We start from the raw sequence: 26,104 nt of genomic DNA on the forward strand, positions 1-26,104 counted from the left end.
ATGATGAGAGTAAAAATTGTTTTGATTACCCTTGTAATATTATTAAATGTACAGATGCTATTTGGGATTCAAATAGCAAATGCAGAGAATGATAGAATGTTTACGGAAAACGATAAAGAACAACTAGACTCGCTTATAAAAAAACAAATGCAAGAAGCCAAAATTCCTGGAATGTCAGTGATAGTAGTCAAAGGTGATCAAGCTGTATATAAAAAAAGTTTTGGCTATTCAAATCTTGAGACAAAGCAACGTGTAACGGAAAAAACATTATTTGAAATCGGTTCGAATAGTAAGGCGTTTACAGCTCTCGCAATATATCAACTTGTTCAAAAGGGGTTAATTGATTTAAAGGACCCTGTTAGCAAATATTTGCAGTGGTTTCAAATGATATATGAAGGTAATTATAAAGGACAACAACTTAATAAAAATGTTGAAATAACTCTTGAACAGCTTTTATATCATACGAGTGGGATCCCTTTTCATACCATTGGGGACATACCTATCTCAAATGACAATGATGCGTTGGAAAATACAGTTAGAGAAATATTAAATCAAAAATTGGAGACATATCCAGGAGAGCAATTCAATTATGCCAGTATTAACTACGATATTCTAGGATTAGTTATACAAAAAGTTACCAATCAATCTTTTGAACAATACGTTCAGAATAATATATTAAACCAATTTAATATGGGTAATACTTTTTTGTTTAGAAAAGATGTCGCTAAATATGATATGTCAAAGGGATATAAAATAGGTTTTTTAAAGCCTATAGAGTTTAATGCACCTATTTATCGAGGAAATACACCCGCAGGTTATTTTATCTCAAATAATGAAGACATGGAAAAGTGGCTTCGTATGCAGCTTGGGATATATGGACTAAGTGATGATCACCAAAAGGCAATTTATAGTACACATATACCAAACAGATCAGTTCCACCATCTGAGGATGGCTCTTCTTATGCCGGAGGGTGGCAAGTTTTTCAAAATGGTCCTGGTGAAATATCACATGCAGGAAGTAATCCGAATTTCTCCTCTTTCGTTGTATTTCATCCTCAAGAGAAGTTAGGAGTTGCGGTGATGGCTAACATGAACTCCGAGTACACTCAAAATATTGGCCAGGCTATTATGGACACACTTGTGGGGGAGAGTGTGGTGACAAACGGTAAAGATACGTATAAGAGTATTGATGCCTTTTCTGTTACTGTACTTTTGTTTATGGTTCCTTTTTCAATTATTACTCTATACTTCATTTTCATAGTTATGATTCAGGTGTATAAGAAAAAAAGGAAGTTGGAAAAAAATAAATTTAAAAGTATTTGTATTCCCTTTATAACGTTTCTGTTTGCGTTCTTAGCTGGGTATGCCCTTTATAAAATTCCATTTGTATTTTTCGGGAGACTTTCTTGGGATTTTGTTAATGTTTGGTTACCTATCAGTATGAGTTTTGCGGTATGGGCTACTTTAATTAGTATTGTACTGTTCTGCCTATATTTATCTTTAATAACTGTTTTTCCTTTGCATAATAAGAAAAATTTTTTTCCGATTTTTGTGTTGAGTGTAACCAGTGGTTTTGGAAATGCGATGATTATTTTTATTATTAATGAAGCTTTAACTAGAAGTAATTATTCAAGCAACAATAGTTTGTTTTTATATTTTTTGCTAGGAATTATTACTTATGTATTAGCGCAAAAATTGGTACGGACGCAGTTGATTACCATTACAAATAATCTGATTTATGAAAAAAGGATCCAGTTAATTAACGATATATTAAAAAATCCTTATGAAAAAATTGAAAAAATAGAGTCAGAAAGAATTCAAACCACCTTAAATAATGATACAGAAGCTATCAGTAATTATGCTGCCACCATAATTACTGGTTTGACTGATTCAATTACACTTTTATGTTGTTTGGTTTATTTGGGAGTAATTAATGTTTATGGACTGCTTGTTTCTATTGCAGTTATTTTGGTTGCAGCAGGTATGTATTATGTAGCTGGAAAATCAGCTAATAATCTTTGGGAACAAACAAGAAACATCCAAAACACTTTTTTTAGATATATAAACGATCTCATTGGCGGTTATAAAGAGTTAAGCATAGGAAAGTCAAAACGAGAAGAGTTTGGACAAGGGATGCAAGAGAGCTGTGAGGATTATAAGGATAAGCGGATTCAAGGTGGTCTTAAGTTTGCTAATGTTTTTATTATTGGTGAATTGCTGTTTGTTATGGTAATTGGGGCTGTTACATTTTTATTTCCGCTTTTATTTAAAGGGGTACAGAGTGAGTTTTTAAGAAGCTATGTTTTTGTTTTTCTTTATATGACAGGACCTCTACATAGTATACTCAATACTATCCCTAATGCGATTCAAATGAAAATTAGTTGGAAGAGAATAAATGATTTTTCAAGGTATTTAAAAACCGAAACTAATAAGACAGACGTAAACAGTACTTTGATACCTCAAAGTAAAATAAACATGGAGATTAAAGAGGTAGTATATCAATACGAAAGTGAACATGGAGAACCTTTTCAAGTTGGGCCAATTAATTTTGAACTTAAATCAGGAGAGGTTGTATTTATAACCGGTGGCAATGGTAGTGGTAAATCAACTCTTGCTAAACTAATTACAGGTTTGTATTCTGCAAATAGCGGAAACATATTTGTTAACAATCAAGAAATAAATCAGGAACAGTTAAGAGAGCTATATTCCGCAATATTTAGTGATTTTTATTTGTTTACAAAAGTCTATGGTATTGACTATAGCTCAAAGGAAGAAGAAATAAAAAAATATTTGAAAATATTACGTATCGATGAAAAAGTACAAATTCAAAATGGAGAATTTAGTACAACTAAACTTTCAACAGGACAACGAAAAAGACTAGCACTATTAATTAGCTATTTAGAGGATAAATCTATTTATCTATTTGATGAATGGGCGGCAGATCAAGACCCTGAATTTAGACATTTTTTCTATACAGAACTATTGGCTGAATTAAAGGAAAAAGGAAAAGCTATCATTGCTATTACTCATGATGATAGGTACTTTCATATCGCGGATAAAGTTATCAAGATGGAAAGAGGAGAAATTATAGAAAATATCAAGAAGCATAATTATTTAGATTCATTTGATTGTCTCAAGGAGGAGCTCAATGATGATAAAATTGGATAAACAAAATTTGGAAGATATTCTTGGTTTAACACCAATACAGGAAGGGTTGTTATTTCACTACTTAAAAAATCCTCAAAGTGATGAGTATTTTGAACAGATATGTTTGGGGATTTTAGGTAGAGTTGATGCAGGATTGTTTACGAAAGCTTGGGACGCGGTTGTCCAAACAAATGAGCAGTTACGTACACTATTTCGTTGGGAAAAAGTGAAAACTCCTGTTCAAATAGTATTGAAAGAACATACCCCTCATATTAAAATAATTGATCTTACACACAAGAGTGAAAGTGAAAAAAATATTTTACTAGAAGAGATAAAAGTTAAAGATCGTGAAAAAAAGTTTGATCTTCGAGAAATACCATTCAGGGTTACTTTGTGCATATTAGCAGAAGAAAGACATGAAATGATTATAAGTAATCATCATATTATATATGATGGCTGGAGTAATGGAATTATTTTAAAAGAATTCCTAAACGCATATCGATGCCTTAGTGAATCAGAAACTTACAATCTGCCTACTAAAAAAAAATATAAAGATTTTATTAAATATATTCAAAAACAGGATAAAGAAAGGCAGAAAGTATTTTGGCAAGAGTATTTAAAAGGATTTAACTCGCAAAATAGATTGGAAGTAACAAAAAAGAAACATAAATCAATTCGAAAAGATCATCAGTATCGCATTCAATTTTCAAGGGATAAGTTGGAAGGATTTGCGAAGGGAAATGAAGTTACTCTTGCCGCCCTTGTTTATAGTTTATGGGGAATTGTGCTACAAAAGAATCATAATATCGATGACATTATTTTTGGCGCAACTATTTCGGGTAGAGCAGGAACATTTAATGGGATTGAAGAAATGGTAGGCCTATTTATAAATACAGTTCCATTAAGAGTTAAAAAGGATTCTGGCGAAACATCTATAGAACTTATCAAAAAGTTAAATAAGACATTGCAGGATTGGGAATTGTATGGGACATCATCTTTAGTAGATATAAAAAAATATAGTGAATTGGATACGGAAATCGACCTTTTTGATACTATTGTTGTTTTTGAAAACTACCCTTTAGATCAGACGATACTGACAAACAAAAATAGAATCGCTTTGAACTCATATTCCACCTTTGAAATGACTAATTATGGATTATCTATTAGTATAAGTTTGCACAAAGATATTGAGATATGTTTCAGTTACAACGAACAATTATATGAATCATCTAAAATTGAGCGTTTAGCTCAACATTTTACTATAATTGCAGAAGCAGTCATAAAAAATCCTCATAAAAAAATAGAAGAGATTGATATCGTATCTATTGAAGAGAAAAAACAAATCCTGTTGGAATTTAATAATACTCGTAAAACATATTCACATCAGTTGACGATTAGTCAGTTGTTTGAGCAACAAGCGATGAAAACCCCGGATAATGTTGCGATTGTATATAAAAATAGGACTATGACTTATGAAGAATTAGATGACATATCCAATAGCTTATCAAATGAACTGCTTAGAAAAGGAGTGAAAAAGGGTGAGATTATTGGAATCATGACGGATCCATCAATTGAAATGCTAATAGGGATAATTGCTATTTTAAAAGTCGGAGCTGCATACTTGCCAATTGATCCAGAATATCCAGAGTCAAGGAAAATGTATATGATACAGGATAGTCAAACAAAGTTCATATTGACCAGTAAGGATGTAATTAATAAAAACGACTATGTAATTGGAAAATTCAACAATGATTGTATTTTTATATTGGATAATAGTAGAAAATTTTCGGGTGAGACTCTTCTACCAAAAGTAAACCTTAGTCCGAATGATTTATTTACGGTTTTGTATACTTCAGGTACTACAGGAAAACCTAAAGGTGTAATGATAGAAAATCGAAATGTTGTTAATCTTGTTCAGTGGTTTGGAAAAACATTTAATATAACGGAAAAAACAAATCTATTACAACTAACAAATTATGTGTTTGATCCGAGTATTGAGGATTTTTTCGGTACATTACTTTATGGAGCGACATTACATATAGCCGAAAAGAATTTAATTTTAAATAAGAAGCATTTTTGTGATTATGTTGATCAACATGAAATTCATATTATTAATTTCATACCGACTGTATTAAAAGAATTATTATGTCATGATCGCAAATTGCAGAGTTTACACACAGTTATTTCAGGTGGAGAAAGACTAGAAGAATCATTAAAAGATGCACTGATTGATAGAGGATATAAATTATATAATAATTATGGTCCAGCAGAAACAACAGTGGATGCTTTAAGTGTTGAATGTTCAGAAAATACCGTCTCTTTAGGGCGGCCGATTTCAAATGTTAGATGTTATATATTAGATAAAGATAAAAATATTAGTCCAATAGGTGTTCCTGGTGAGTTGTATATTGCTGGAGACGGTGTAGGAAGAGGGTATTTGAATCTACCAGAATTTACAAATGAAAAGTTTATGAATGATCCCTTTAATCCAAATGATCGTATGTATAAAACAGGGGACTTAGGAAGATGGCTTCCAAACGGAGAAATCGAGTTTCTTGGAAGAGAGGATCATCAGGTGAAAATCAGAGGTTATCGGATTGAACTTTCAGAAATTCATAGTTTAATATTAAAAAGGAACTACATTGAAGATGTTGCTGTAATTGATTGGGAAATTAATAATGGGAAAAAAGTTATCTGTGCATATATCGTTTCCCATGTTCAGGTTAACATGGAGGAACTTAAGGGATTTTTAGCAAAAGAATTACCAGATTATATGCTTCCGTCATACTATATTCAGCTAGAGAGTCTGCCCTTAACTTCCATAGGAAAGCTTGATCGAAGGAACTTACCAGCTCCTCAAATTCATACTTATAAAGGTTACGTTGCTCCAAAAAATAAAGTTCAAGAAGAACTAGTAGAGGTATGGTCTGCAGTATTGGGTCTACATCAGGGGGGAATTGGTATACATGATAACTTCTTCGAGTTGGGAGGAGACTCAATTTTAAGTATTCAAATAGTAGGTAAAGCGCTTCAAAAGGGTATAGAGATTACCGTGAGTCAGATGTTTGAGAACCAAACGATAGCAGAACTGGCGGATTGTATTGCAGATATTAAAGAAAGCTATAGTGAAGATCAAATAGAAGAACCTGAGACTGGAGAAGTGCTTCTTACACCGATTCAAAAGTGGTTTTTTGAGCAAGATTTGGAAAATTATCATCATTGGAATCAATCTGTGCTATTGGAAACACGAGCAGGTATAAATCCGACTTTGTTGCATGAAAGTTTTCGTATACTTACAAATTATCATGATAGTTTTAGGCTCCGTTATTATCAAAGGGCTGGAGAATGGATTCAAGTTTATTCAGAGTCCGATGAGAATGTGTTATTTGAATTACATGATTTTAATAATAGTCATATGCATGAAATTTTATCAAAATTGCAGTATGAATTAAACATTACAGATGGGCCATTAATTAAAGTTGCATATTTTGATTCTGGGGATCAGGAAAAAGGAAGGTTGTTTATAACAGTACATCATCTTGTAATAGATGGATATTCATGGCGACTTATGCTGGACACTCTACAGATGATATATGAACAGCTTACAAATAGTGGCTCTGTTCAACTTCCAGTGAAAGGCCTCTCTTTTAAAAAATGGTCTGAGCATCTCTATGAATATGCTTATTCCAATCAATTAAAAGATGAACTTGCTTTTTGGAAGAACAATGTCCCTTCTTCTGTAAATACTATACCTATTGACATGGAAGGGGGGAGAAATGATGAAAACTCTGCTCGTACACTTTCTTTTATGTTGACGGAGAAAGAAACAAAGTATTTACTGCATGACACGTATCAATTATTTAAAATGAGAATTGATGATATTCTGCTTTCCGCACTTTCTAGTACATTAGCAAATTGGAGTGGTGAAACACTAGTTGATTTGGAGGGCCATGGTAGGAATCCTTTGTTAAAAGAGTACGACACTTCAAGAACTGTAGGATGGTTTACTTGTGTATATCCTATTGTTATGGGCGACATTGAAAAAGAGAAGGGCATAGCAGAAATATTGAAGCAAGTAAAAGAGCGGTATCGTGCTATACCAAATGGTGGAATTGGTTATGAAATTTTATATTACTTAGCAGAGAAAGAGATGCGAGGGCAAATTTCGTCTAGGAAAAGGGCACAAATAAGCTTTAATTATTTAGGACAGTTCGAACAAGCAATTAAAAAACAGCAGTTATTTAATATATCGGATGTGAATACAGGACCAACCCGTGATTTGAATGGAATTAGAAGTCACTTGCTTGAAATTGAATGTATGATCGTTGATAAAAAATTATGTGTAGAATGGAAATATAGTGCGAATAGTCATTTGGTTGAAACCATTCAAGGCTTGGCAAAGGACTTTGTCAACAATTTGAAGAATATAATTGACCACTGTCAAACAAAAGAAGGTACATATTTGACGCCTTCAGATTTCCCACTTGTCTCCATAGATCAAAAGAAAATTGATGAATGGATTGAGGTATATAAAAATATAGAAGATATATACATGCTTTCACCTGTACAACAAAGTATGGTTTTTCATCATATCTATTCACCAAAATCGTCAGTAACTGTGGAGCAAACAATATTTTCAATAAAATCAAAATTAGATATTGAGATATTTGAAAAGGCTTGGCAAAAACTTTTAGATAGACATGAAAGTTTAAGAACATCATATCATTGGGAAGGGCTAGAAGAACCTGTACAGATTGTTCATAAAGATCTAAAAATTCCTTTTCAAGTTTTAGATTGGACAAATTTTTCGAAATCTGAAGGATTGCAAAAGTTAGAACAACTTATTGAGGAAGATCGTAAGAAGGGATTCGACCTTTCAAAACCACCACTTATGAGAATTTTGGTCATTAAGCAAGAAGAGTATGCCTATGATGTAGTATGGACGCATCATCACCTTCAGTTAGATGGTTGGTGTAATAGCATCCTCTTTAAGGAACTGGGTCAGTGTTATGAAGCATTATGTGTTGACGAAAAGATAACATTTGGACATGTATATTCATTTAAAGATTATATCGACTGGTTACGTAGGCAAGACAAGAAGAAAGCGGAACAATTTTGGAGAACCGAGTTAGATGGATTTAAAACACCTATACGATTCAATAATATTTTTCCTGCAAAAAATTCAAATCAGTTATCTGCTTTTGGAGATGTAGTATACGAAGTATCTGAAGACAAACAGCAGATAATTCAAGACTTTACTAGAAAGAATCGGATTACACTAAATACTATGATTCAGGGGGCTTGGGCAATTCTTTTAAATCGCTACTCCCAAGAAACAGATATTATTTTTGGGGTAACTTCATCAGGGCGTCCGGCTGAGTTAGAAGGTTCGGATTCAATAATTGGTTGCTTTATGAATACTCTTCCTTTTAGGGTAAAGATAAATAAAAATGTAAATTTGATTAAATGGCTTAAAGATGTACAACTGAAGCAGGTTGAAATGCGTCAATATGAATATACCTCACTCGTTGATATAAGAAGTTGGATTGATATGCCAAGAAGCTCTGCCTTATATGATTTGTATGAGAGTATTGTAATTGTTGAAAACTATCCATTCGATGTGAAATTGAAAGACGGAATTGGTTCATTACAAGTGAAATCAGTACGTATAGATGAACAAATGGATTATCCTTTGGTTGTTTATTGTAATCTACAACCAAAGCTTCAATTGAAGCTACTATTCAATAGTTCCTTTTTAAATGAAACAGAAGCAAATCAGATACTTTCACATTTAATCAATATTTTGTGGGAAATGCTTGTTAGCGAAGATGGTAAGTTAGAGAATATCTCAATGATTTCCGAAAAAGAACTTACACATATTTTAAGTGATAATAATTCTACTTCATTGGATTATCCTAAGAATCAATGTTTTCAGGATTTATTTACTGATCAAGTAAAATTAAATTTAAACAAACCTGCTGTTATACAGGGGAATGAAAGTTTATCTTACACAGAATTAGATATACTTTCAAACCAGTTAGCGCATAAGCTCATTAAATTAGGGGTAGGGCCTGAAATACCTGTGGGAGTGTATGTTGAACGTTCACCTAAAATGATTGTAGGAATTTTAGCTGTTTTAAAAGCTGGTGGAGCTTTTCTACCTATAGATATGGATTATCCTGGCGAAAGAATAAATTTGATGTTGAAAGATGCCCAAGTACCTATATTACTCACCCAAAATAATTTACAGTCGAAGATTAGAGATTATCAGGGGCATACCGTTTGTCTTGATATAGAATGGGATTCAGTGCTCGAAGAACCAAAAAACCAACCGAGTGTTAGAATTGAACCCCAGAATTTGGCATATATCATCTATACTTCGGGTTCTACTGGTCGACCAAAAGGTGTAATGATGTCTCATGAAGCAGTTGTAAGCCACTCCATTGATATTTGCAAACGTTATGAGCTGACACCGGAGGATCGTGTTCTTCAGTTTTCTTCGATAAGTTTTGATATTTCACTTGAACAGATTTTTACAACACTAGCTGCAGGAAGTTCTCTTGTTTTGCGTGATAAGAATATATGGACTCCTTATCAGTTTTCTCAGAAATGTGTTGAACTTGGACTCTCAGTTGTTAATCTACCTACAAATTATTGGGGCGAAATTGTACAAGAATGGTATACAAGACCAGAAATAATTCCAGATAGTAACCTCAGACTCGTCATAGTTGGTGGGGAACAAATGCCAGCGGAGAAAGTAGGGATGTGGGAACAGTTACCTTTAGAAGATATTATTTTGTTAAATGCATATGGACCTGCTGAAACGGCGATGACAAGTACTTTATATGAAGTGTCTGGAAAAGGAACTAAAAGTGCCGACTTAAAAGTTATTCCCGTGGGAAAACCACTTGCTAACAGGCGCATTTATATCCTTGATGAGAACATGCACCCTTTGCCGATTGGAGTGAAGGGGGAAATATTCATAGGTGGCATACCTTTAGCTAGAGGTTATATTAACAATTCTAAGTTGACGAAGGATAAGTTTATTCGAGATCCGTATTATCATAATTATGGAAAAATGCTTTATAAAACAGGAGATATGGGGAAATTACTTTGCGATGGTAACATTGAGGTTCTGGGGCGGAAGGATGACCAAACAAAAATACGAGGGCATCGAATTGATATAGGAGAGATTGAAGTTGTTTTAAACAAATGTGATAACATAAAAAACTCTATAGTTGTCGTGAAGAATGGAGTAGCAAATGATAAGTATCTTGTTGCATTCTATGATTCCCCCTCACATGGTACAAATAATCAATGCAGTATAAGGGGTTTTTTGCGGAAAAAACTTCCTGAATATATGATTCCTTCTTATTTTATTCAACTAGGAAGCCTTCCGCTCAGTCCGAATGGAAAAATTGATCGGAAGTCCCTAGAAAATATGGAGATTAAAGTACAGTTTGATGAAGAGTATCAAAAACCTTATAATACGATACAACAAAAACTTGTAAGTATTTGGAGAAAGATACTGGGAACTGATGGTGTAGGCATTAATCATCATTTCTTTGAAATTGGGGGACAATCATTAAAAGCAATAACACTTGTTTCTGAAATTCATAGGGAATTTGAAGTTGAACTTCCACTTGGAAATATATTTACATTTCCTACTATTAAGGAATTGGCTGTAATCATTGAAGAAATGATGGGGAAAAAAGAAACATATGAAGCGATTCGTCTAGCACCACCACAGGAGTATTATGAAGTCTCTCCAGCACAAAAAAGTATGTATATTGTTAGTCAATTGAATGGTGCATCTACAAACTATAATATTACCGGAGCAGTATTTCTTGAAGGGGAAGTTAATATAGTACAGATAGAAAAGGCATTGCAAGCTTTAATTAATCGCCATGAAAGCTTGCGAACATCATTTAAACAAGTACAAGGGAAAATAGTTCAAAAAATCCATCAGAATCCTGAATGGAATATGCAACACTTGTATGCAGATGAACAAAATTTTGAGAGTGTTGTTGAAACATTTATTAGACCATTTGATCTAGAGAAAGGGCCCTTGTTCAGAGCAGCAATTGTGGAGGTGCTACCATCATCGAAATATTTGCTTGTTTATGATATGCACCATATTATATCCGATGGTTTATCAATGGGAATTTTAATTAGAGAGTTTGCATCTCTTTATCAAAAAAATAATTTGCCAGACGTAAGAATTCAATACAAAGATTTTTCAAACTGGCAAAACAAAATGATAGAATCCGGGAACTGGAAACTAAAAGAACTGTACTGGCTTGAAATATTTTCAAAAGAAATACCATTACTCAATTTACCAACTGATTATCCAAGGTTAGATGAGCCAATGTTTGAAGGTGATGTAGTTCAATTTAATTTGGATGCATATTATACATCTAAATTAAATGAAATCTCAAGCCGAAAAGGAGCTACTCTGTACTCATTATTACTTTCGGCATTCAATATACTACTGTTTAAATATAGCGGACAAGAAGACATTATAATTGGAAGCCCGGTAGCAGGAAGACTGAATTCTGAATTAGAAAATGTGGTAGGTATGTTTGTTAATACACTTGCGCTCAGAAATTATCCTACTTCAGAGAAACGGTTTGAGGATTTTTTGAAAGAAGTTGCAAGCCACACACTTCAAGCTCTCGAACATCAGGAATATTCATTTGAGATGCTCGTTGATAAGCTACAATTGCGAAAAAATGTGAATCGTCATCCTCTGTTTGATGTGATGTTTGCTTTTGAAAATGTTGATGCAGTAAGGGCGGAAATAGGTGATTTTGAAATTAAACCGTACGAGTATACGAATCGTACATCTAAATTTGATTTAGAGCTGAAAGTAACTGAGCAGGATGGACAACTTCGTTTTATATTTGAATATAGTACAGGTTTGTTCCGTAAAGAAACGATAGAACGAATGGCGGAACATTTCGTTAAAATTATTGATACTATCATAGAGGACATTACTATTCAAATTGAGGAAATTGATCTAGTAACCATGAAAGAAAAAAATAGAATAGGTGTTTTTAATAATACTGATACTTTGTATCCAGAAGAAAAAACGATTAAACGTATATTTGAAGAACTGGTGGAAAAACATCCGAATCGTACTGCTGTAGTGTTTGGACAGAGAACAATAACTTATAAGGAATTAAATGATAAAGCAAATCAATTAGCTAAACACTTGATTAAGAAGGGGGCAGGAAGTGATACAGTAATCGCTTTATTAGCTGAGCCTTCTATTGAAATGATCATTGGACTATGGAGTATTATTAAAAGCGGGGCAATTTATTTACCTCTTGATCCGGAGTTTCCATTAGAACGAATAAATAGCATGATTGAAGACAGTGATACAATTCTTCTTTTGACTCAGTCTCACTTAGTAACTTCTAATGATTTTACTTGTGAGGTTATGGAATTGGAAGATAAGAGCTTATTTTTTGAATGTCCTTCAAATATAGAGGAAAGAAGTACAGTTGATAATCCAATATATATTATTTATACATCTGGTACCACTGGGCTCCCAAAAGGGGTACCGATTAAGAATCAAAGCTTGGTAAATTATATTTCATGGTTCACACGAGAAGCAAGTATAACGTATAGGGATAAAACACTACTATTATCTTCCTTTGCATTTGATTTAGGATATACAAGTTTGTATACAGCTTTATTAAATGGGGGTGAGTTACATTTAGTTCCAAAAGAACATTATATGCTCCCAGAAACCCTTATCACATATTTGAAAGAGAAAAAGATAAGTTATATAAAACTGACTCCTTCACTATTTAATTATTTAGTTAACCATCGTATGGTTGAAGATTATGAGAATTGCATGGCGCTAAGGTTAATCGTATTGGGCGGTGAAGAAGTGAAGTCGGCTGATATTAGTAAGTTTAATAGGGTGTATCCGCAAACTGTAATTATGAATCACTATGGACCTACAGAAACTACTATTGGCGCTCTATTTCACAAATTTAATGCTACTGATTTTGACCTTGTATCCAAGGGAACGGTTATTGGAAAGCCAGTAGATAACACGAAAATATTCATTTTGGATAGAGGTCAAAAACTTGTTCCACTTGGAATGGCTGGTGAAATTTGTATTGGGGGAGTAGGAGTGACAGAAGGTTATTTGAATCAAATTGATTTAAATAGCGAAAAGTTTATTACGGTTTCACCTTTGGGACATGAAAAAATCAAACTCTATAGAACGGGAGACTTAGGGAGGCTCACATGCCATCAAGAAGTAGAATTTCTCGGAAGAATTGACAATCAATTAAAAATTCGAGGATATAGAGTGGAGTTAGAAGAAATAAATTCAGTACTGTTGCAACACGATATGATACTTGATGCAATTGTTGTTCCAAAAAAAGATAAAGAAAATAATAATATACTATGTGCTTATATTGTGTTGAAAGAGAATGAGAATGGGTGGGGAATAAGGGAATACCTTTCAAGTAAGATTCCTTACTACATGATGCCCTCTATCTTTATTAAGTTAGATAGAATTCCTTTGACTCCAAATGGTAAGCTAAATGTTAAAGCACTCCCAGAAATTAAGGATGAATTATTGATAAAAACTAATTATGAACTGCCTGAGGATCCAATTGAAAAAACTGTTGCACAAATGTGGGAAGAAACTCTTAATGTTAAGCAAATTAGTATGAATGACTCGTTTTTTGAAATGGGTGGAAACTCATTGTCGTTAATGCTTTTAATGGCAGAAATTCACAAAAAGTTTAGTGTAGATATATCGTTAAGAGAAGCGTTTAAAGCACCAACAGTAAGAGGTATAAGTAAGCATATAAAGAAAAGATCTGAAAGTAAGTATGTGTCATTACAACCTGTGGAAAAGTGCGAATATTACGACCTTTCTTCAGCTCAGAAAAGGATATATACACTACAACAGATGGAAGGGATTGGAACTAGTTACAATATGCCAAGAGCAACCTTACTAGAAGGTGAAATCAATCTGGATAAATTGGAAAAAGCTTTTTGTGAGATTGTAAAGAGACATGAGGCATTTCAAACATCTATTGAAGTAGTAGATGGTGTGCCCAAACAACGAATTCAGGGAGAAGTGGATATAGAAATTAGTTATTCTGTTTTAGATGAACATTTATGTTCTAATCCATCAAGTAAGCTGAATGTCGAACTGGAAAATATAATTGATGAATTTATTGAACCTTTCGACTTAAGTAAAGCCCCTTTAGTAAGAGTTAAGATCATTCGCTTAAGTAGTCATAAACATGTGCTCTTAACAGATATGCATCATTTGATTTCAGATGGATATTCAGTCAATATTTTACTGCAGGAGTTATCAGAATTATATCAAGGAAAACTGTTACAGGAAAACCCTATTCAATATAAAGAATTCGTTTATTGGCAGAATGAGTTTTTAAAGACAAGTGCTGCAAGTATACAAGAAAAATATTGGTTAGATGTACTTTCAGGGGATCTTCCAGTATTAGATATGCCTACGGATTTTCCTAGACCAATTATACAAAGCTTTGAAGGAAATAGTTTTATTTTTGAAGGAGGAAATGAATTAAAGCAACGTTTAGACAATTTATGTTTAGAAACAGATACGACATTGTACATGATTTTGTCTGCAGCTTATAGTATTTTGTTATCAAAATGTTCCTCGCAGCACGATATAATTGTAGGAATGCCTATTTTAGGGCGGACACATTCTGATTTGAAAAATATCATTGGTATGTTTGCAAATACTATTGCAATTAGAAGTTTCCCTATTGAGAAAAAAAACTTTACGGAATTTTTGTCAGAGATTAAAGAACAGTTAATTAAAGCGTATGATAATCAAGATTACCAGTTTGATATGATTATTGATAAGTTAAAAATTAAGAGAGACTTAGGGAGAAACCCTATATTTTCTACAATGTTAGCTTTTCAAGAATCTCAAATCAATGAAAGTATAATGGGGAATTTGAAAATGACGCCTGTTCAATATAGAAATAAAATTTCGAAATTTGATTTAACCTTATTTGTAGAAAAAGGAAAAAAAGAGTTGTTTTTTGAATTTGAATATGCGAGTAGTTTGTATAGAATGGAAACTATAAAAAAATTAGCGGAGAATTTTTTAGGTATCTTAGACACGATTAGTTCAAATAAAGAAATAAAATTAGAAAATATTGAGATTGAAGGGTTAGTAATCGAGAATACAGAAATTGAAAATGTCAAATTTAATTTTTAAGATAGATAAGATATTGGTTATTGAGGCTATTCCTAATATGATACTTTAGGAATAGCCGTTTCATATAAATGCATTCTTTAAATATCTATAAAAAATAAAAGGATATATTGTATAGAAAAGGTTAGCTTTTAATTATAATTAAAACGATGATATAGAAGTGGTGATATAAAGGGAGTTCTCTATCATGGAGAGACTTAAAGAAGTGTTTCATTTTGTTTAGGATAGCGGTATCGTAGTTCATGATCTAGATAGTTATACGTTTTTACGAAAAGGTTTGGTAAGGAACAGTAATAGAGCGTTACGTAAGTGAGGTGCTAGGTGTGGAAGGAGAAGTAGCCATTCTTGAAGTGGATGGTGATAGAATTGAATTACTTACACCAACGAATACTATACCTTCTCCAATGGCACGATTTATAAATAAAAAGGTGTTACGTAATAACGTAACACCTTTTTATTTATGTATTTCACATTTTCTTCACAAATGATTCACGAGAACTTTTCTTCTTAGGAAACTTACATAAATATATTTTATGATATAATAACAATCGACTTTAAAAATGTAAGTTGTTTTAATTAAAGTAGCTGCTATTATATTAGAAGTTTAAAGGTGGGGAGAAAGAAAGCGTCATGTTGTATAAAAAAATACTTAATCAGGTTAATATTTCGTCAGGAAATCAAACTAGGAAGTATAAAGTAATGAAAGTGTAGCGAGAAAGAAGAAAGAAGAAAGAAGAAAGAAGTGAAATGATTGTGAAAGTAATACGAAGGTTAGGGGCATGGCTATTAATAGCGTGCGTGTTTATCATATTGATACCAAAAAGCGCATCTGCTCATGCGTATGTTGTGAAATCAAATCCTGCTGAAAATGAAACGTTAAAGAAAGCACCATCTGTTGTGAAAATTGAATTCGATGAGGACATACAAGTTTCAAGTTTTAATACATTGTTCGTAAGAGACACCTCAGGTAAAAGAGTAGATTTAAAAGATGCACATATTGATAAGAAAAACAAAAAAATATTAGAGGCTGGGTTAAAAGAGAATCTCAAAAATGGTCTTTACTCTATTCAGTGGAAAGCTATTTCAGCTGATGGACATCCGATTCAAGGAGTTATTCCATTCCGTATTGGATTAGCAGAAGCGGGAACAGATGATATACAAGTAGAAGAGATGGGCTATGTTCCGCAAATCGATATGATCATGGAACGTGGGGTTCTATATACAAGTTTCTCACTATTTTTAGGAGTTCTATTCTTTAATCTTATTATGTATAAAGGGAATGCAACCTCAGTTCAATCAAGGAGTAAGAGAATAATATGGATATCATTATTTGGGATATTTATTAGTTTACTATTCAATCTACCATTGCAGGCGAAAATAAATGCTGATGTTTCATGGTTAGAAGCATTCGATCCTTTATTATTAAAAGAAACATTACAGCTATCTGTTTTTGGTTATGTATGGATCACTCAAATGGCTCTTATTAGTACGCTTATAATTGTTACATATTTTGCAGTGAAGAGTGAGAGGCTTTCGTCGTTTAAAGTATGGAGCATTCCAATTGTATTATTTATGGGGTTACTGGTTATGAAAGCTTTCAATAGTCATGCATATGGATTAAAGTTTAAAGAAATTGCTGTCGTTATGGACTTTCTACATTTATTCGCAGCTTCGTTATGGATTGGGGGGCTATCATCGATTGTTCTTCTTTTACGTAAAGAGGATGACAAGTGGACTATGTATTGGGATGCGATTAAGCGTTTTTCGCCATGGGCAACAGGTGCTGTCATAGTGATTTTATTAACGGGTCTTTTTAACAGTACATTTTTTATTCCCACAATCCATTCCCTATTTGATACGAAGTATGGATTGGCCTTATTAGCAAAGATACTTTTATTCGTGTGTATGGGGATATTGGGAATTATTCATTATGTGAAAGGGAGAATGCGAGCGCAGCAAAGGTTAGGAGCTACGGTGAAAGTAGAGTTTATCATTGGAATTATCGTTTTCGTAATCGTAGCGTTTATGACAAATGTACAAACGCCGCCGATGCCTCCTACGGGACCTTTTACAGAGAGTAAACAATTAGATAATGGATATGAACTTACTTTACATGTAAGTCCTAATAAGGTAGGACAGAATACATTTCATATTACTTTGAAGGATGAGAATGGACAGCCTGTTACTGATATGGAACAAATTGTATTGACGACTCAATCTTTAGATATGAATATGGGCAAAGGTTCATTTAAAGTTTCGGCAGTGTCACCGGGAGAATATGAAGCGGAAGGTATGTATATTAACATGACAGGAAACTGGAATATACAAGTTCACGGATTAACAAAATCTCTTGATAGTTTCGATACGGATTATAAATTTATTGTAGGTGGCAGATAAAAAAGACGTTATAAATGAAAAGGAGTTTATAGAAAATGAAACGTATAAAAAAATTAGGAACAACAATGATCGCAACAATAATTGCAATGGGGATTTTTTCGTTACCTGTTAGTGCTCACGTAACTGTGAAACCAGCAACTTCTGACGTTGGCTCTTGGGAGACTTATACAATAAAGGTACCTGTTGAAAAGAATATGGCAACAACAAAAGTCACACTGAAAATACCGTCTGGAGTCGAGTTTCAACAGTACGAGCCAGTGCCAGGGTGGAAAGTGGAAGAACAAAAAGATGCAGCTGGAAAAGTTAAAACTGTAATATGGGAAGCAACAGGAGAAGGGATTTTACCTGGTCAGTTCCAACGATTTACTTTCGTTGCTAAAAATCCAGATAAAGAGCAACAAATAGCTTGGAATGCATATCAACAATATAAAGATGGAGAAATTGTTGAATGGACAGGCGATGAGAAAGCTGAAAAGCCCCATTCACTTACTACGATTGCAAAAGGTACATCATTAACAGGAGAACATGGTGAAGTATCTAGTGTGGAAAAAAATGAAGGTACAAGTAATATGCAAACAATAGCAATTGTTTTATCAGTTTTAGCGATTGTATCTTCCGTAGGTACGTGTGTTTTTGTAGTACGTCGTAAAAAGTAGGGAACATTGAAAGGTCTCATTGAAAGTAATGAGACCTTTGTTAATAAAATTTTGAGATTAAGCAGCTTCGAGGGGGATTAGAGCTACAAATACAACATGGTTTATTAAGATAAGGAACTCAATTGACTGTCATTACTTCTTCTGGTAGGTTATCATGCTTAAGCCAGTTTTCAATTAAAGTATTAAATAGTTTGGGATTTGCTAAAGGGATTCCATGACCGATTTTAGGAATGATAATACCTGTGCAATTAGGATTGCTTTCAAGGATTGCAGTCATCGAGTCTTTCATGATTCTTTTTTCGTTTTCTCCAACAGTCACTAATATATTGCTACTAGCATTCTCGAAACCTTTTGGTATTGTATACGACATATTTTCTTCTAATATCCTCACAAATGTATTTTTACTTATTTGACAACTTTCATGATAATAGTTATCAAATTGTGTTTCATCTATGTACATTGATTTTGCTTGTATTTTGGAAAATGTCTTACTCTTTATAAGTGGATAGGTTAAGCCAAGGGATCTTATTAATGTTTTAGCGAAAGGAATTGGTTTAACTAATGCGCTATTTATCAAAGCGTATTGAATTAAGTTTGGTTTCATGCTGAGCATTGTAATTAATACTTGAGCACCTAACGAAAAACCGATTACTATAACAGTTTTACCTTGTCCTTTTTCTTCAACTAATTCAATGATTTTTTCAGCACTAAAGTGTATTGAAAAATGATCCTTACTACTATTTTCCCCTTGCTCGGGTAAATCAGGAACAAGGCAGTGAAAGTTAGTAAAATGTTTAATTTGTTTGTCCCACATCCATCCACTGACTCCGCCCCCATGAATAAAAACCATAAGTGGAGAGCTTGAATCTCCAAATTCTTTATACTGTAAAACCATATAATTCCCCCTTATGATTAGAATTGTTAGTCCATACATATGTATTAGAGATAATATTTTCTACTTAATTATCATCATACAATAAAAAAGGAAAATTTTCCTTTTGCTAAGATGTTAAGTGACTGTACTGATAAAATGGTAAAAAAGAAAGAGCCTACAAGTGGTAGACTCTTTCTCATATCTATTTATTTCACTTCAACTTGCTGCCTTACAGCAAGTGCTTTCGGCTTTATATTTACAAAACAAATGCTTACGATAATAAATAAAAGTCCGATGAATAAGCTAATTGTAATGGCCTCATGTAAGAAAATAGAGCTTACAATAATAGCGATCAGTGGGATAAGGAACGTATAAGCCCCAACTTTACTTGCCTCACCAGCTCCTACAAGTGTAAAGTAAGCGAGCCATCCCATTGCAATAACAAAGAACGAGATGAATAGTAGTACACTTACAAATGGTATACTCCAAGCGATGTTAGACCAGCTCTCAAATTCTGAACCAAATCCGATTAAGCAAAGTCCGCCAATAATAAGCTGAAGTGTTACCATCCAAATGGCATTAACGCGGTGTCCAGTTTTCTTAATAAATACTGTGCCGAGTGCCCAGCCGATAGCGCACCCTAAAGCAAGTAGTACACCGATAATAGAAATATGTCCAGTTAAACTACTAGAGCTAATAACCCCAACACCAATAAATCCAAGAATAAGTCCGAAAATTTTCAAGCCGTACATAGATTCTTCAAGCCAAATCCATGAGAAAATGCCGAGTAAGACAGGTTGGAGAAATACGATTGCGGAGAAGAGTCCGGCGGGCATATACTGAAGTCCGACAGTTTGTAGTCCGTAAAATAAAATAATATTGAGTAAAGATGAAATAAAGTATAAATGCCAAGTTTCCTTTAAATTTAATTGTTTGTATTTCGGTAATGCGAAAGTAAGTAAGATAAATCCTCCTATTAATGTTCTAATCCCTGCAAAGAGTACGGGTGGTGTGTAATGCAGAGCGAATTTTGATAACGGCCAATTAATTCCCCACATAATAACGAGAAATGTAAGGATTATGGCAGTCTTAGTTCGAGAAAGCTGTGTCACTGTAATCCCTCCTTGTTGTATTCCATTTCACTATGATATGATATCGACTATGATAAATAAAATGAATCTTTTTTATAAGGAGTATAAGTGATTAGTTATGACCATTACACAACTTCAAGTTTTAATTAAAACGGTTGAATTAGGGAGTTTTACGAAGGCTGCCGGGATGTTAAATATGACACAGCCAGCTGTAAGTCATGCGATTTCAAGCATTGAGTCAGAGTTAGGAGTTACCATTCTTATACGCGATAAACGAAAAGGGCTAATCGTTACGGATGTTGGAAATAGAATTCTTGTACATATTAGAGAAATCTTAAACGGCGTTGAGAAGATTGAACAAGAAGTAGCGATGGAGAAAGGGCACGAAGTTGGGACGATTCGAATTGGGAGTTTTCCGAGTGCTTCTGCACATTTCTTACCCAAAATGATAAATCTTTTTAAGGAGAAGTATCCGAACTTAGAAGTCGTTCTTTGTGAAGGCACGATTAAAGAAGTTGAAGATTGGTTAGTATCGAGGGTTGTTGATATAGGAATTGTTATTTTGCCTAATAAAGATATGGAGATCGTGCCCTTAACGAAGGGGAAAATGGTTGTTGTCTTAAGAGAGGATCATCCTCTTTGTAAGAACGATTCTATTACAATAGGTGATTTAGAGAATGAACCGATCATATTATGTAAGGGTGGGTACGAACCACCCATTATCGATATGTTTAAACAAGCGAACGTACCACTTCGGGCTGAATATATAATTTCCACAGTTACAACAGCTTTAAATATGATTCAAGAAGGATTAGGAATCGCAATTTTGGCTGAGTTATCTTTAACGAGTTTACCAAAGAATATACAAACGAGAGAATTGGAACCACAAGTATGGAGAGAAATTGCTTTAGCTGTTCCTTCATTAAAGGATTCTTCAATCGCTGTGCAGCTATTTATTGAAGAATTTCAAGACTTGTTTGCAGAATAAGAAGAGGTGTCTCATATATTGTAATGGGGCACTTTTTTATTTGCTTTAAAAAATTTGTAAAAAGGATTGACTTATATTCCGGTTGTAACTATAATGATTACATCAAGGTGGTGATCACGATGAAAATTAGTAGCCGCTTTTCTATAGCTGTTCATATTTTATCTATTTTGAAAAACAATCCATCTTCAGTTTGCACTTCAGACTATATGGCCGAGAGTGTAAATACAAATCCGGTAGTCATTCGTAAAATAATGTCTTACTTGAAACAATCTGGATTTGTTTACGTAAATCGCGGACCAGGTGGCGCGGGATTATTAAAGGATTTACATGAAATCACATTATTAGATGTGTATCATGCAGTGAATGTAGTGGAAGAAGACAAACTATTTCACATTCATGAAAGACCGAATCCAGACTGTCCAATTGGGGCGAATATTCAAGCTGTTTTAGAGGTTATTTTAGTTCAGGCGCAATCTGCGATGGAAGAAGTTTTGAGAAATATTACGATGGGGCAGTTATTTGAATCTTTACAACAAAAAATGAATGCATAATATGATAATTGCAAGTCTCTAAAAGAGAATGCATATTTTTTTCTTAAAATTGTAACTGTTTTGGTTACATCTAAAAATAAAAAGAAGGTAAGGTGTAAAAGATATGACTGTAAAAATGAAAGTGTACTCAGATTTTATATGCCCGTTTTGCTTTTTAGCAAAAGGCCCATTAGATGAAGTAGCGAAAGAGAAAGATGTAGAAATCGAATGGATGCCATTTGAATTGCGTCCAAGTCCATATTCTAAAATAGATCCTTGGAACGAGCCAGATAAGTTAGGTTCATGGGATTCTTTCATTCTTCCTACTGCAAAAAAATTAGGGGTTGAAATGCGTCTGCCACGCGTTTCTCCGCATCCATATACACATTTAGCTTTTGAAGGGTGCCAATTCGCGAAAGAGCGTGGACTTGGAAATGAGTATCATCACCGAGTATTTACTGCGTTTTTCCAAGAAGAGCAAAACATTGAAGATATTGATGTATTAACGAAATTAGCGGTAGAAGTAGGGCTTCCTGAAGCAGAATTTAAAGATGCTTTAGTAACTCGTAAATATAAAGAAAAACATCAAGAAGCGATTCAACATGCATATGATGAAGCGAATATTATGGCTGTACCAACTGTAATGATTGGAGATGAAGTCATTCAAGGACTTGCTAGTAAAGAAACGCTAGAAAGAGTAATTGATAAAGAAATCGAAAAGGATAAAACAAATTCATTTGAAGGTATGCAATGTAAGGCGGATGGATATTGCTAATTCGTCTTGCATGAAAGACTCAAATTGATTTGTTTAAATAAAAATAATAAAACATATATTTGGAGGAATTAAAATGTCAGCAACTACAACAAACTTAAAAGAAGCAATCGTGAACCGTCGTTCAATTCGTAAAGTAACAAAAAACGCTACAATTACAAAGGAAAGAATTGAAGAAGTATTAAAAACAGCTTTACATGCACCAACTTCTTTCAATATGCAAAGTGGCCGTATGGTCGTATTAATGGATGGAGAGCATGAAAAGTTTTGGGATATCGTAAAAGAAACGCTTAGATCACGCGTACCAGCAGAAAACTTTGAAGCGACTGTAGAAAGACTAAAAGGTTTCCATGCAGGTGTAGGTACCGTTTTATTCTTTGAAGATCAAGCAACTGTAGAAAAAATGCAAGAAAATGCACCGTTATATAAAGATCAATTCCCATTCTGGTCTCATCAAGGAAATGCAATGCTACAACATACTGTATGGATGTTATTATCAGCTGAAGGAATTGGTGCATCATTACAACATTACAATCCAATCGTAGATGCTGAAGTGAAAGAAACATGGAATATTCCAGCGGAGTGGAGTTTAGTAGGACAAATGCCATTTGGTGAGCCAAATGAACAACCAGGGGAAAGAACATTCTTACCTACTGAAGATGTAGTGAAATTTTATTAAGAAATTTAATATATACAGAGTTAAATAAATGAAAGGAGAGTACATATATAGCTATATATGTACTCTCCTTTCGTATGTAATGTTTAAATGCGATTGTGGAAAAGGTTACTGCAAGAATAATTTCTTTCATATGAATCGAAGTTTTCCCTACAATTAAAAATCTATCATGTTTTTGAAATGACAGTAAACATCCCCGTCATGTTTGGTGAGTAATTTTTAAAATCAAATTTTTCATAGAACGATTCTTTACCTTGTGATGCAAATAAACCGACAAACGCCTTATCAGGGGCATTCTCATTTAAGTATGCAACCAAAAGATGCATTATTTCTTTCCCAATACCATGTTTCTGATAATCCGGATGAACCACTATATCTTGAATATAGAAATAGATAGATCCATCACCAACAATTCTCCCCATGCCCACAATTTTTTCATTATCTTTGACCGTGATGCAGTGAATAGAATGCTTCAGTGAAGTATCCGCTACTTCAAAATTCATATAATTAGTCCATCCAACAGAATCACACAAATATTTGTACTCTTCCAATGTTGGAATGTTATGTTTAAACTCATATGTTTTCAAAATGCATCCTCCATGTCCTTAAATTCAATAAGTATATAAATTCGACATATTTTTATCTATTCCTCTTACGCAACAGAACTCCTTTTAGTTATTGAATACTATATCATCTGTCTCGTCTATTTAATTTAGTCCAGCTTCCCTATTCGTATTGGTGTTAATTTATGTGCATTTAGGGAAGAAATATAAGAAATAATCTGGTGAGAAAGGAAGTGGGAACATGAATGATGAGAAAAAATATACAGTTGTCGGTACTGATGTTGATGAAGTGAAACGTTTAAATAAAAATTCAGGGTTAACATATAATCAGGTGAAGGAATTGTTAGCAAAGCAAATGCAAAAAAAAAGTAATTAGATTGAAATCTTTCATTTTTTCATTTAGCATTTTGATTGGAGAGAGTTAAGTAAAAGGTAACTCTCTTTTTTATATAAATGAGCAACTTTTAGAGTGGAGGAAGCAACATGAAAAAATGGGTAAAGATAACGTTGTCTATCGCTGGAGGTATTGTTCTATTGGTGTGTGCCGGAGGATATTACGTGTATAAAAATTATTTTCCAAAGGAACCTGAGCGTATTGTATATGATAAAGACAGAGTGTTAAAACCGATACATAATCAGCTTAAAGGGATCGACATAGATAATATAAAGATAAAAGAAAAAGAAGTTGTAAATGCGACTGTGGATGAGCTTCAAAAAATGGTTGATGATGGGAAATTATCATATGAAGAATTAACGAGTATTTATCTTTTTAGAATACAAGAACATGATCAAAATGGAATATCATTAAATACTGTTACAGAGATTAATCCTAATGCAATGGAGGAAGCACGACAGTTAGATAAAGAGAGATTTTTAAATAAGAAATCGAACTTATACGGCATTCCTGTCATCGTAAAAGATAATGTACAAACAGCGAATGTTATGCCGACAAGTGCTGGAACTTATGTATTAAAAGATTGGATTGCAGATGAAGATGCGATGATTGTGAAGAAGTTGAAAGAAGAAGGGGCGTTTGTTTTAGGAAAAGCAAATATGTCTGAGTGGGCGAATTATTTATCTTTTACAATGCCAAGTGGATATAGTGGGAAGAAAGGACAAAATTTAAATCCATATGGCCCGATTACATTTGATACATCAGGATCGAGTTCAGGATCTGCTACAGTGGTTGCAGCTGATTTTGCACCGCTTGCAATCGGGACGGAAACGACGGGATCCATAGTAGCACCGGCAACGCAACAATCAGTAGTTGGGTTACGTCCGTCTTTAGGTATGGTTAGCAGAACAGGAATTATCCCGTTAGCTGAAACACTTGATACAGCAGGGCCAATGGCAAGAACGGTCAAAGATGCAGCAACGCTATTTAATTCAATGGTAGGTTATGATGGAAAAGATGCTATGACAGAAAAAATGAAAGATAGAGATAGAATAAATTATACGAATGATTTATCGATAGATGGATTAAAAGGGAAAAAGATAGGGATTCTTTTTTCTGTAGATCAACAAGATGAAAAGAGAAAAGCAGTAGCAGAAAAGATTAGAAAAGACATTCAAGATGCAGGTGCGATATTGACTGATGATATTCAGTTAAACAGCGAGGGTGTAGATAATCTGCAAACATTAGAATATGAGTTCAAGCATAATGTTAACGACTATCTTTCGAAGCAAAAAAATGTGCCTGTAAAATCGTTAGAAGAGATTATAGCGTTTAATAAAAAAGATAGTAAAAGACGAATGAAATATGGACAAACATTAATTGAGGGCTCTGAAAAATCTGCTATAACGAAAGGTGAGTTTGAAAAAGTAGTTCAAACGAGTCAAGAAAATGCAACAAAAGAGCTAGATAGGTATTTAGTAGAAAAAGGTTTGGATGCTCTTGTGATGATTAATAACGATGAAGTTCTTCTATCAGCTGTGGTTGGTTATCCAGAATTAGCAGTGCCGGCAGGGTATGATTCTGATGGTCAGCCGGTAGGCGTAGTGTTTGTTGGGAAACAGTTTGGTGAAAAAGAACTTTTTAATATTGGATATGCGTATGAACAGCAATCTAAAAATAGACGATCTCCTAAAATATAGAGTTGATAAAGTAGTTTTTAGAAAAGTAGTAGATAAAAAAATCCGACAATAAAAAAGAAAAAAAGGATTCTTTCC

General features: G+C 33.7%; 13 protein-coding genes and 1 pseudogene. 11 read left to right on the forward strand and 3 right to left on the reverse strand.

From position 1 onward, the window contains the following. The 5 genes and pseudogenes from NSQ08_RS08035 (at window position 1) to NSQ08_RS08055 (ending at window position 18,441) form a co-directional block, all read left to right on the forward strand. Window positions 1-3,168: a cyclic peptide export ABC transporter gene (locus NSQ08_RS08035; RefSeq protein WP_340773331.1), complete on the forward strand. Its 3,168-nt coding sequence runs from the start codon at window positions 1-3 to the stop codon at window positions 3,166-3,168. Continuing rightward, window positions 3,152-15,391, forward strand: coding sequence for an amino acid adenylation domain-containing protein (locus NSQ08_RS08040; protein ID WP_340780066.1), 12,240 nt, complete (start codon window positions 3,152-3,154; stop codon window positions 15,389-15,391). The genes NSQ08_RS08035 and NSQ08_RS08040 overlap by 17 nt, the downstream gene beginning before the upstream one ends. Window positions 15,392-15,620: 229 nt before the next feature. Beyond that, window positions 15,621-15,816: pseudogene (locus NSQ08_RS08045) on the forward strand (glyoxalase); the annotation flags it as partial. A gap of 319 nt (window positions 15,817-16,135) precedes the next feature. Further along, the gene (locus NSQ08_RS08050) at window positions 16,136-17,785 is read left to right on the forward strand and encodes a copper resistance CopC/CopD family protein (protein WP_061689777.1); all 1,650 of its coding nucleotides are present in this window, start codon (window positions 16,136-16,138) and stop codon (window positions 17,783-17,785) included. A 35-nt stretch (window positions 17,786-17,820) separates the two neighbouring features. Then, window positions 17,821-18,441, forward strand: a complete 621-nt coding sequence (locus NSQ08_RS08055) for a YcnI family copper-binding membrane protein (RefSeq protein WP_002168627.1) — start codon at window positions 17,821-17,823, stop codon at window positions 18,439-18,441. A 118-nt stretch (window positions 18,442-18,559) separates the two neighbouring features. On the opposite strand, the gene NSQ08_RS08060 is transcribed toward NSQ08_RS08055, so the two are convergent. Beyond that, window positions 18,560-19,336 (reverse strand): alpha/beta fold hydrolase, encoded by a 777-nt coding sequence (locus tag NSQ08_RS08060; RefSeq protein ID WP_340773335.1) that lies wholly within the window; start codon window positions 19,334-19,336, stop codon window positions 18,560-18,562. A gap of 185 nt (window positions 19,337-19,521) precedes the next feature. Next, a complete protein-coding gene (locus NSQ08_RS08065; protein WP_002086216.1) occupies window positions 19,522-20,427 on the reverse strand; it encodes a DMT family transporter in 906 nt (301 codons plus the stop codon). Window positions 20,428-20,524: 97 nt separating this feature from the next. Here NSQ08_RS08065 and NSQ08_RS08070 point away from each other — a divergent pair, with 97 nt between their 5' ends. The 4 genes from NSQ08_RS08070 (at window position 20,525) to NSQ08_RS08085 (ending at window position 23,375) form a co-directional block, all read left to right on the forward strand. After that, window positions 20,525-21,394 (forward strand): LysR family transcriptional regulator, encoded by an 870-nt coding sequence (locus NSQ08_RS08070; protein WP_002012297.1) that lies wholly within the window; start codon window positions 20,525-20,527, stop codon window positions 21,392-21,394. Window positions 21,395-21,513: 119 nt separating this feature from the next. After that, window positions 21,514-21,945: an Rrf2 family transcriptional regulator gene (locus NSQ08_RS08075; protein ID WP_016098333.1), complete on the forward strand. Its 432-nt coding sequence runs from the start codon at window positions 21,514-21,516 to the stop codon at window positions 21,943-21,945. Between the two features lie 103 nt (window positions 21,946-22,048). Then, a complete protein-coding gene (locus NSQ08_RS08080; protein WP_002012302.1) occupies window positions 22,049-22,699 on the forward strand; it encodes a DsbA family oxidoreductase in 651 nt (216 codons plus the stop codon). Window positions 22,700-22,772: 73 nt separating this feature from the next. Continuing rightward, entirely contained in the window at window positions 22,773-23,375 is a 603-nt protein-coding gene (locus NSQ08_RS08085) for a nitroreductase family protein (protein WP_002012304.1), read from the forward strand. Between the two features lie 164 nt (window positions 23,376-23,539). Here the strand turns inward: NSQ08_RS08085 and NSQ08_RS08090 are convergent, their stop codons facing one another. Next, entirely contained in the window at window positions 23,540-23,959 is a 420-nt protein-coding gene (locus tag NSQ08_RS08090) for a GNAT family N-acetyltransferase (protein WP_002031303.1), read from the reverse strand. Window positions 23,960-24,176: 217 nt separating this feature from the next. Between NSQ08_RS08090 and NSQ08_RS08095 the strand changes: the two genes are divergently transcribed. Together NSQ08_RS08095 and NSQ08_RS08100 are read left to right on the forward strand one after the other, a co-directional pair. Continuing rightward, window positions 24,177-24,311 (forward strand): hypothetical protein, encoded by a 135-nt coding sequence (locus NSQ08_RS08095; RefSeq protein ID WP_002012306.1) that lies wholly within the window; start codon window positions 24,177-24,179, stop codon window positions 24,309-24,311. 107 nt (window positions 24,312-24,418) lie between these two features. Next, a complete protein-coding gene (locus NSQ08_RS08100; RefSeq protein ID WP_340773345.1) occupies window positions 24,419-26,029 on the forward strand; it encodes an amidase family protein in 1,611 nt (536 codons plus the stop codon). Window positions 26,030-26,104 lie beyond the last annotated feature (75 nt).

This window comes from Bacillus sp. FSL E2-8887, from assembly GCF_038007205.1.
Taxonomy (GTDB): Bacteria; Bacillota; Bacilli; order Bacillales; family Bacillaceae_G; genus Bacillus_A; species Bacillus_A mycoides.

Bases quoted from the DNA above. Each gene is read 5' to 3' on its own strand.
- NSQ08_RS08040 (WP_340780066.1), top strand. From the start codon at position 3,152: ATGATAAAATTGGATAAACAAAATTTGGAAGATATTCTTGGTTTAACA.
- NSQ08_RS08070 (WP_002012297.1), top strand. From the start codon at position 20,525: ATGACCATTACACAACTTCAAGTTTTAATTAAAACGGTTGAATTAGGG.
- NSQ08_RS08050 (WP_061689777.1), top strand. From the start codon at position 16,136: ATGATTGTGAAAGTAATACGAAGGTTAGGGGCATGGCTATTAATAGCG.
- NSQ08_RS08095 (WP_002012306.1), top strand. From the start codon at position 24,177: ATGAATGATGAGAAAAAATATACAGTTGTCGGTACTGATGTTGATGAA.
- NSQ08_RS08085 (WP_002012304.1), top strand. From the start codon at position 22,773: ATGTCAGCAACTACAACAAACTTAAAAGAAGCAATCGTGAACCGTCGT.
- NSQ08_RS08075 (WP_016098333.1), top strand. From the start codon at position 21,514: ATGAAAATTAGTAGCCGCTTTTCTATAGCTGTTCATATTTTATCTATT.
- NSQ08_RS08100 (WP_340773345.1), top strand. From the start codon at position 24,419: ATGAAAAAATGGGTAAAGATAACGTTGTCTATCGCTGGAGGTATTGTT.
- NSQ08_RS08035 (WP_340773331.1), top strand. From the start codon at position 1: ATGATGAGAGTAAAAATTGTTTTGATTACCCTTGTAATATTATTAAAT.
- NSQ08_RS08055 (WP_002168627.1), top strand. From the start codon at position 17,821: ATGAAACGTATAAAAAAATTAGGAACAACAATGATCGCAACAATAATT.
- NSQ08_RS08080 (WP_002012302.1), top strand. From the start codon at position 22,049: ATGACTGTAAAAATGAAAGTGTACTCAGATTTTATATGCCCGTTTTGC.
- NSQ08_RS08060 (WP_340773335.1), bottom strand. From the start codon at position 19,336: ATGGTTTTACAGTATAAAGAATTTGGAGATTCAAGCTCTCCACTTATG.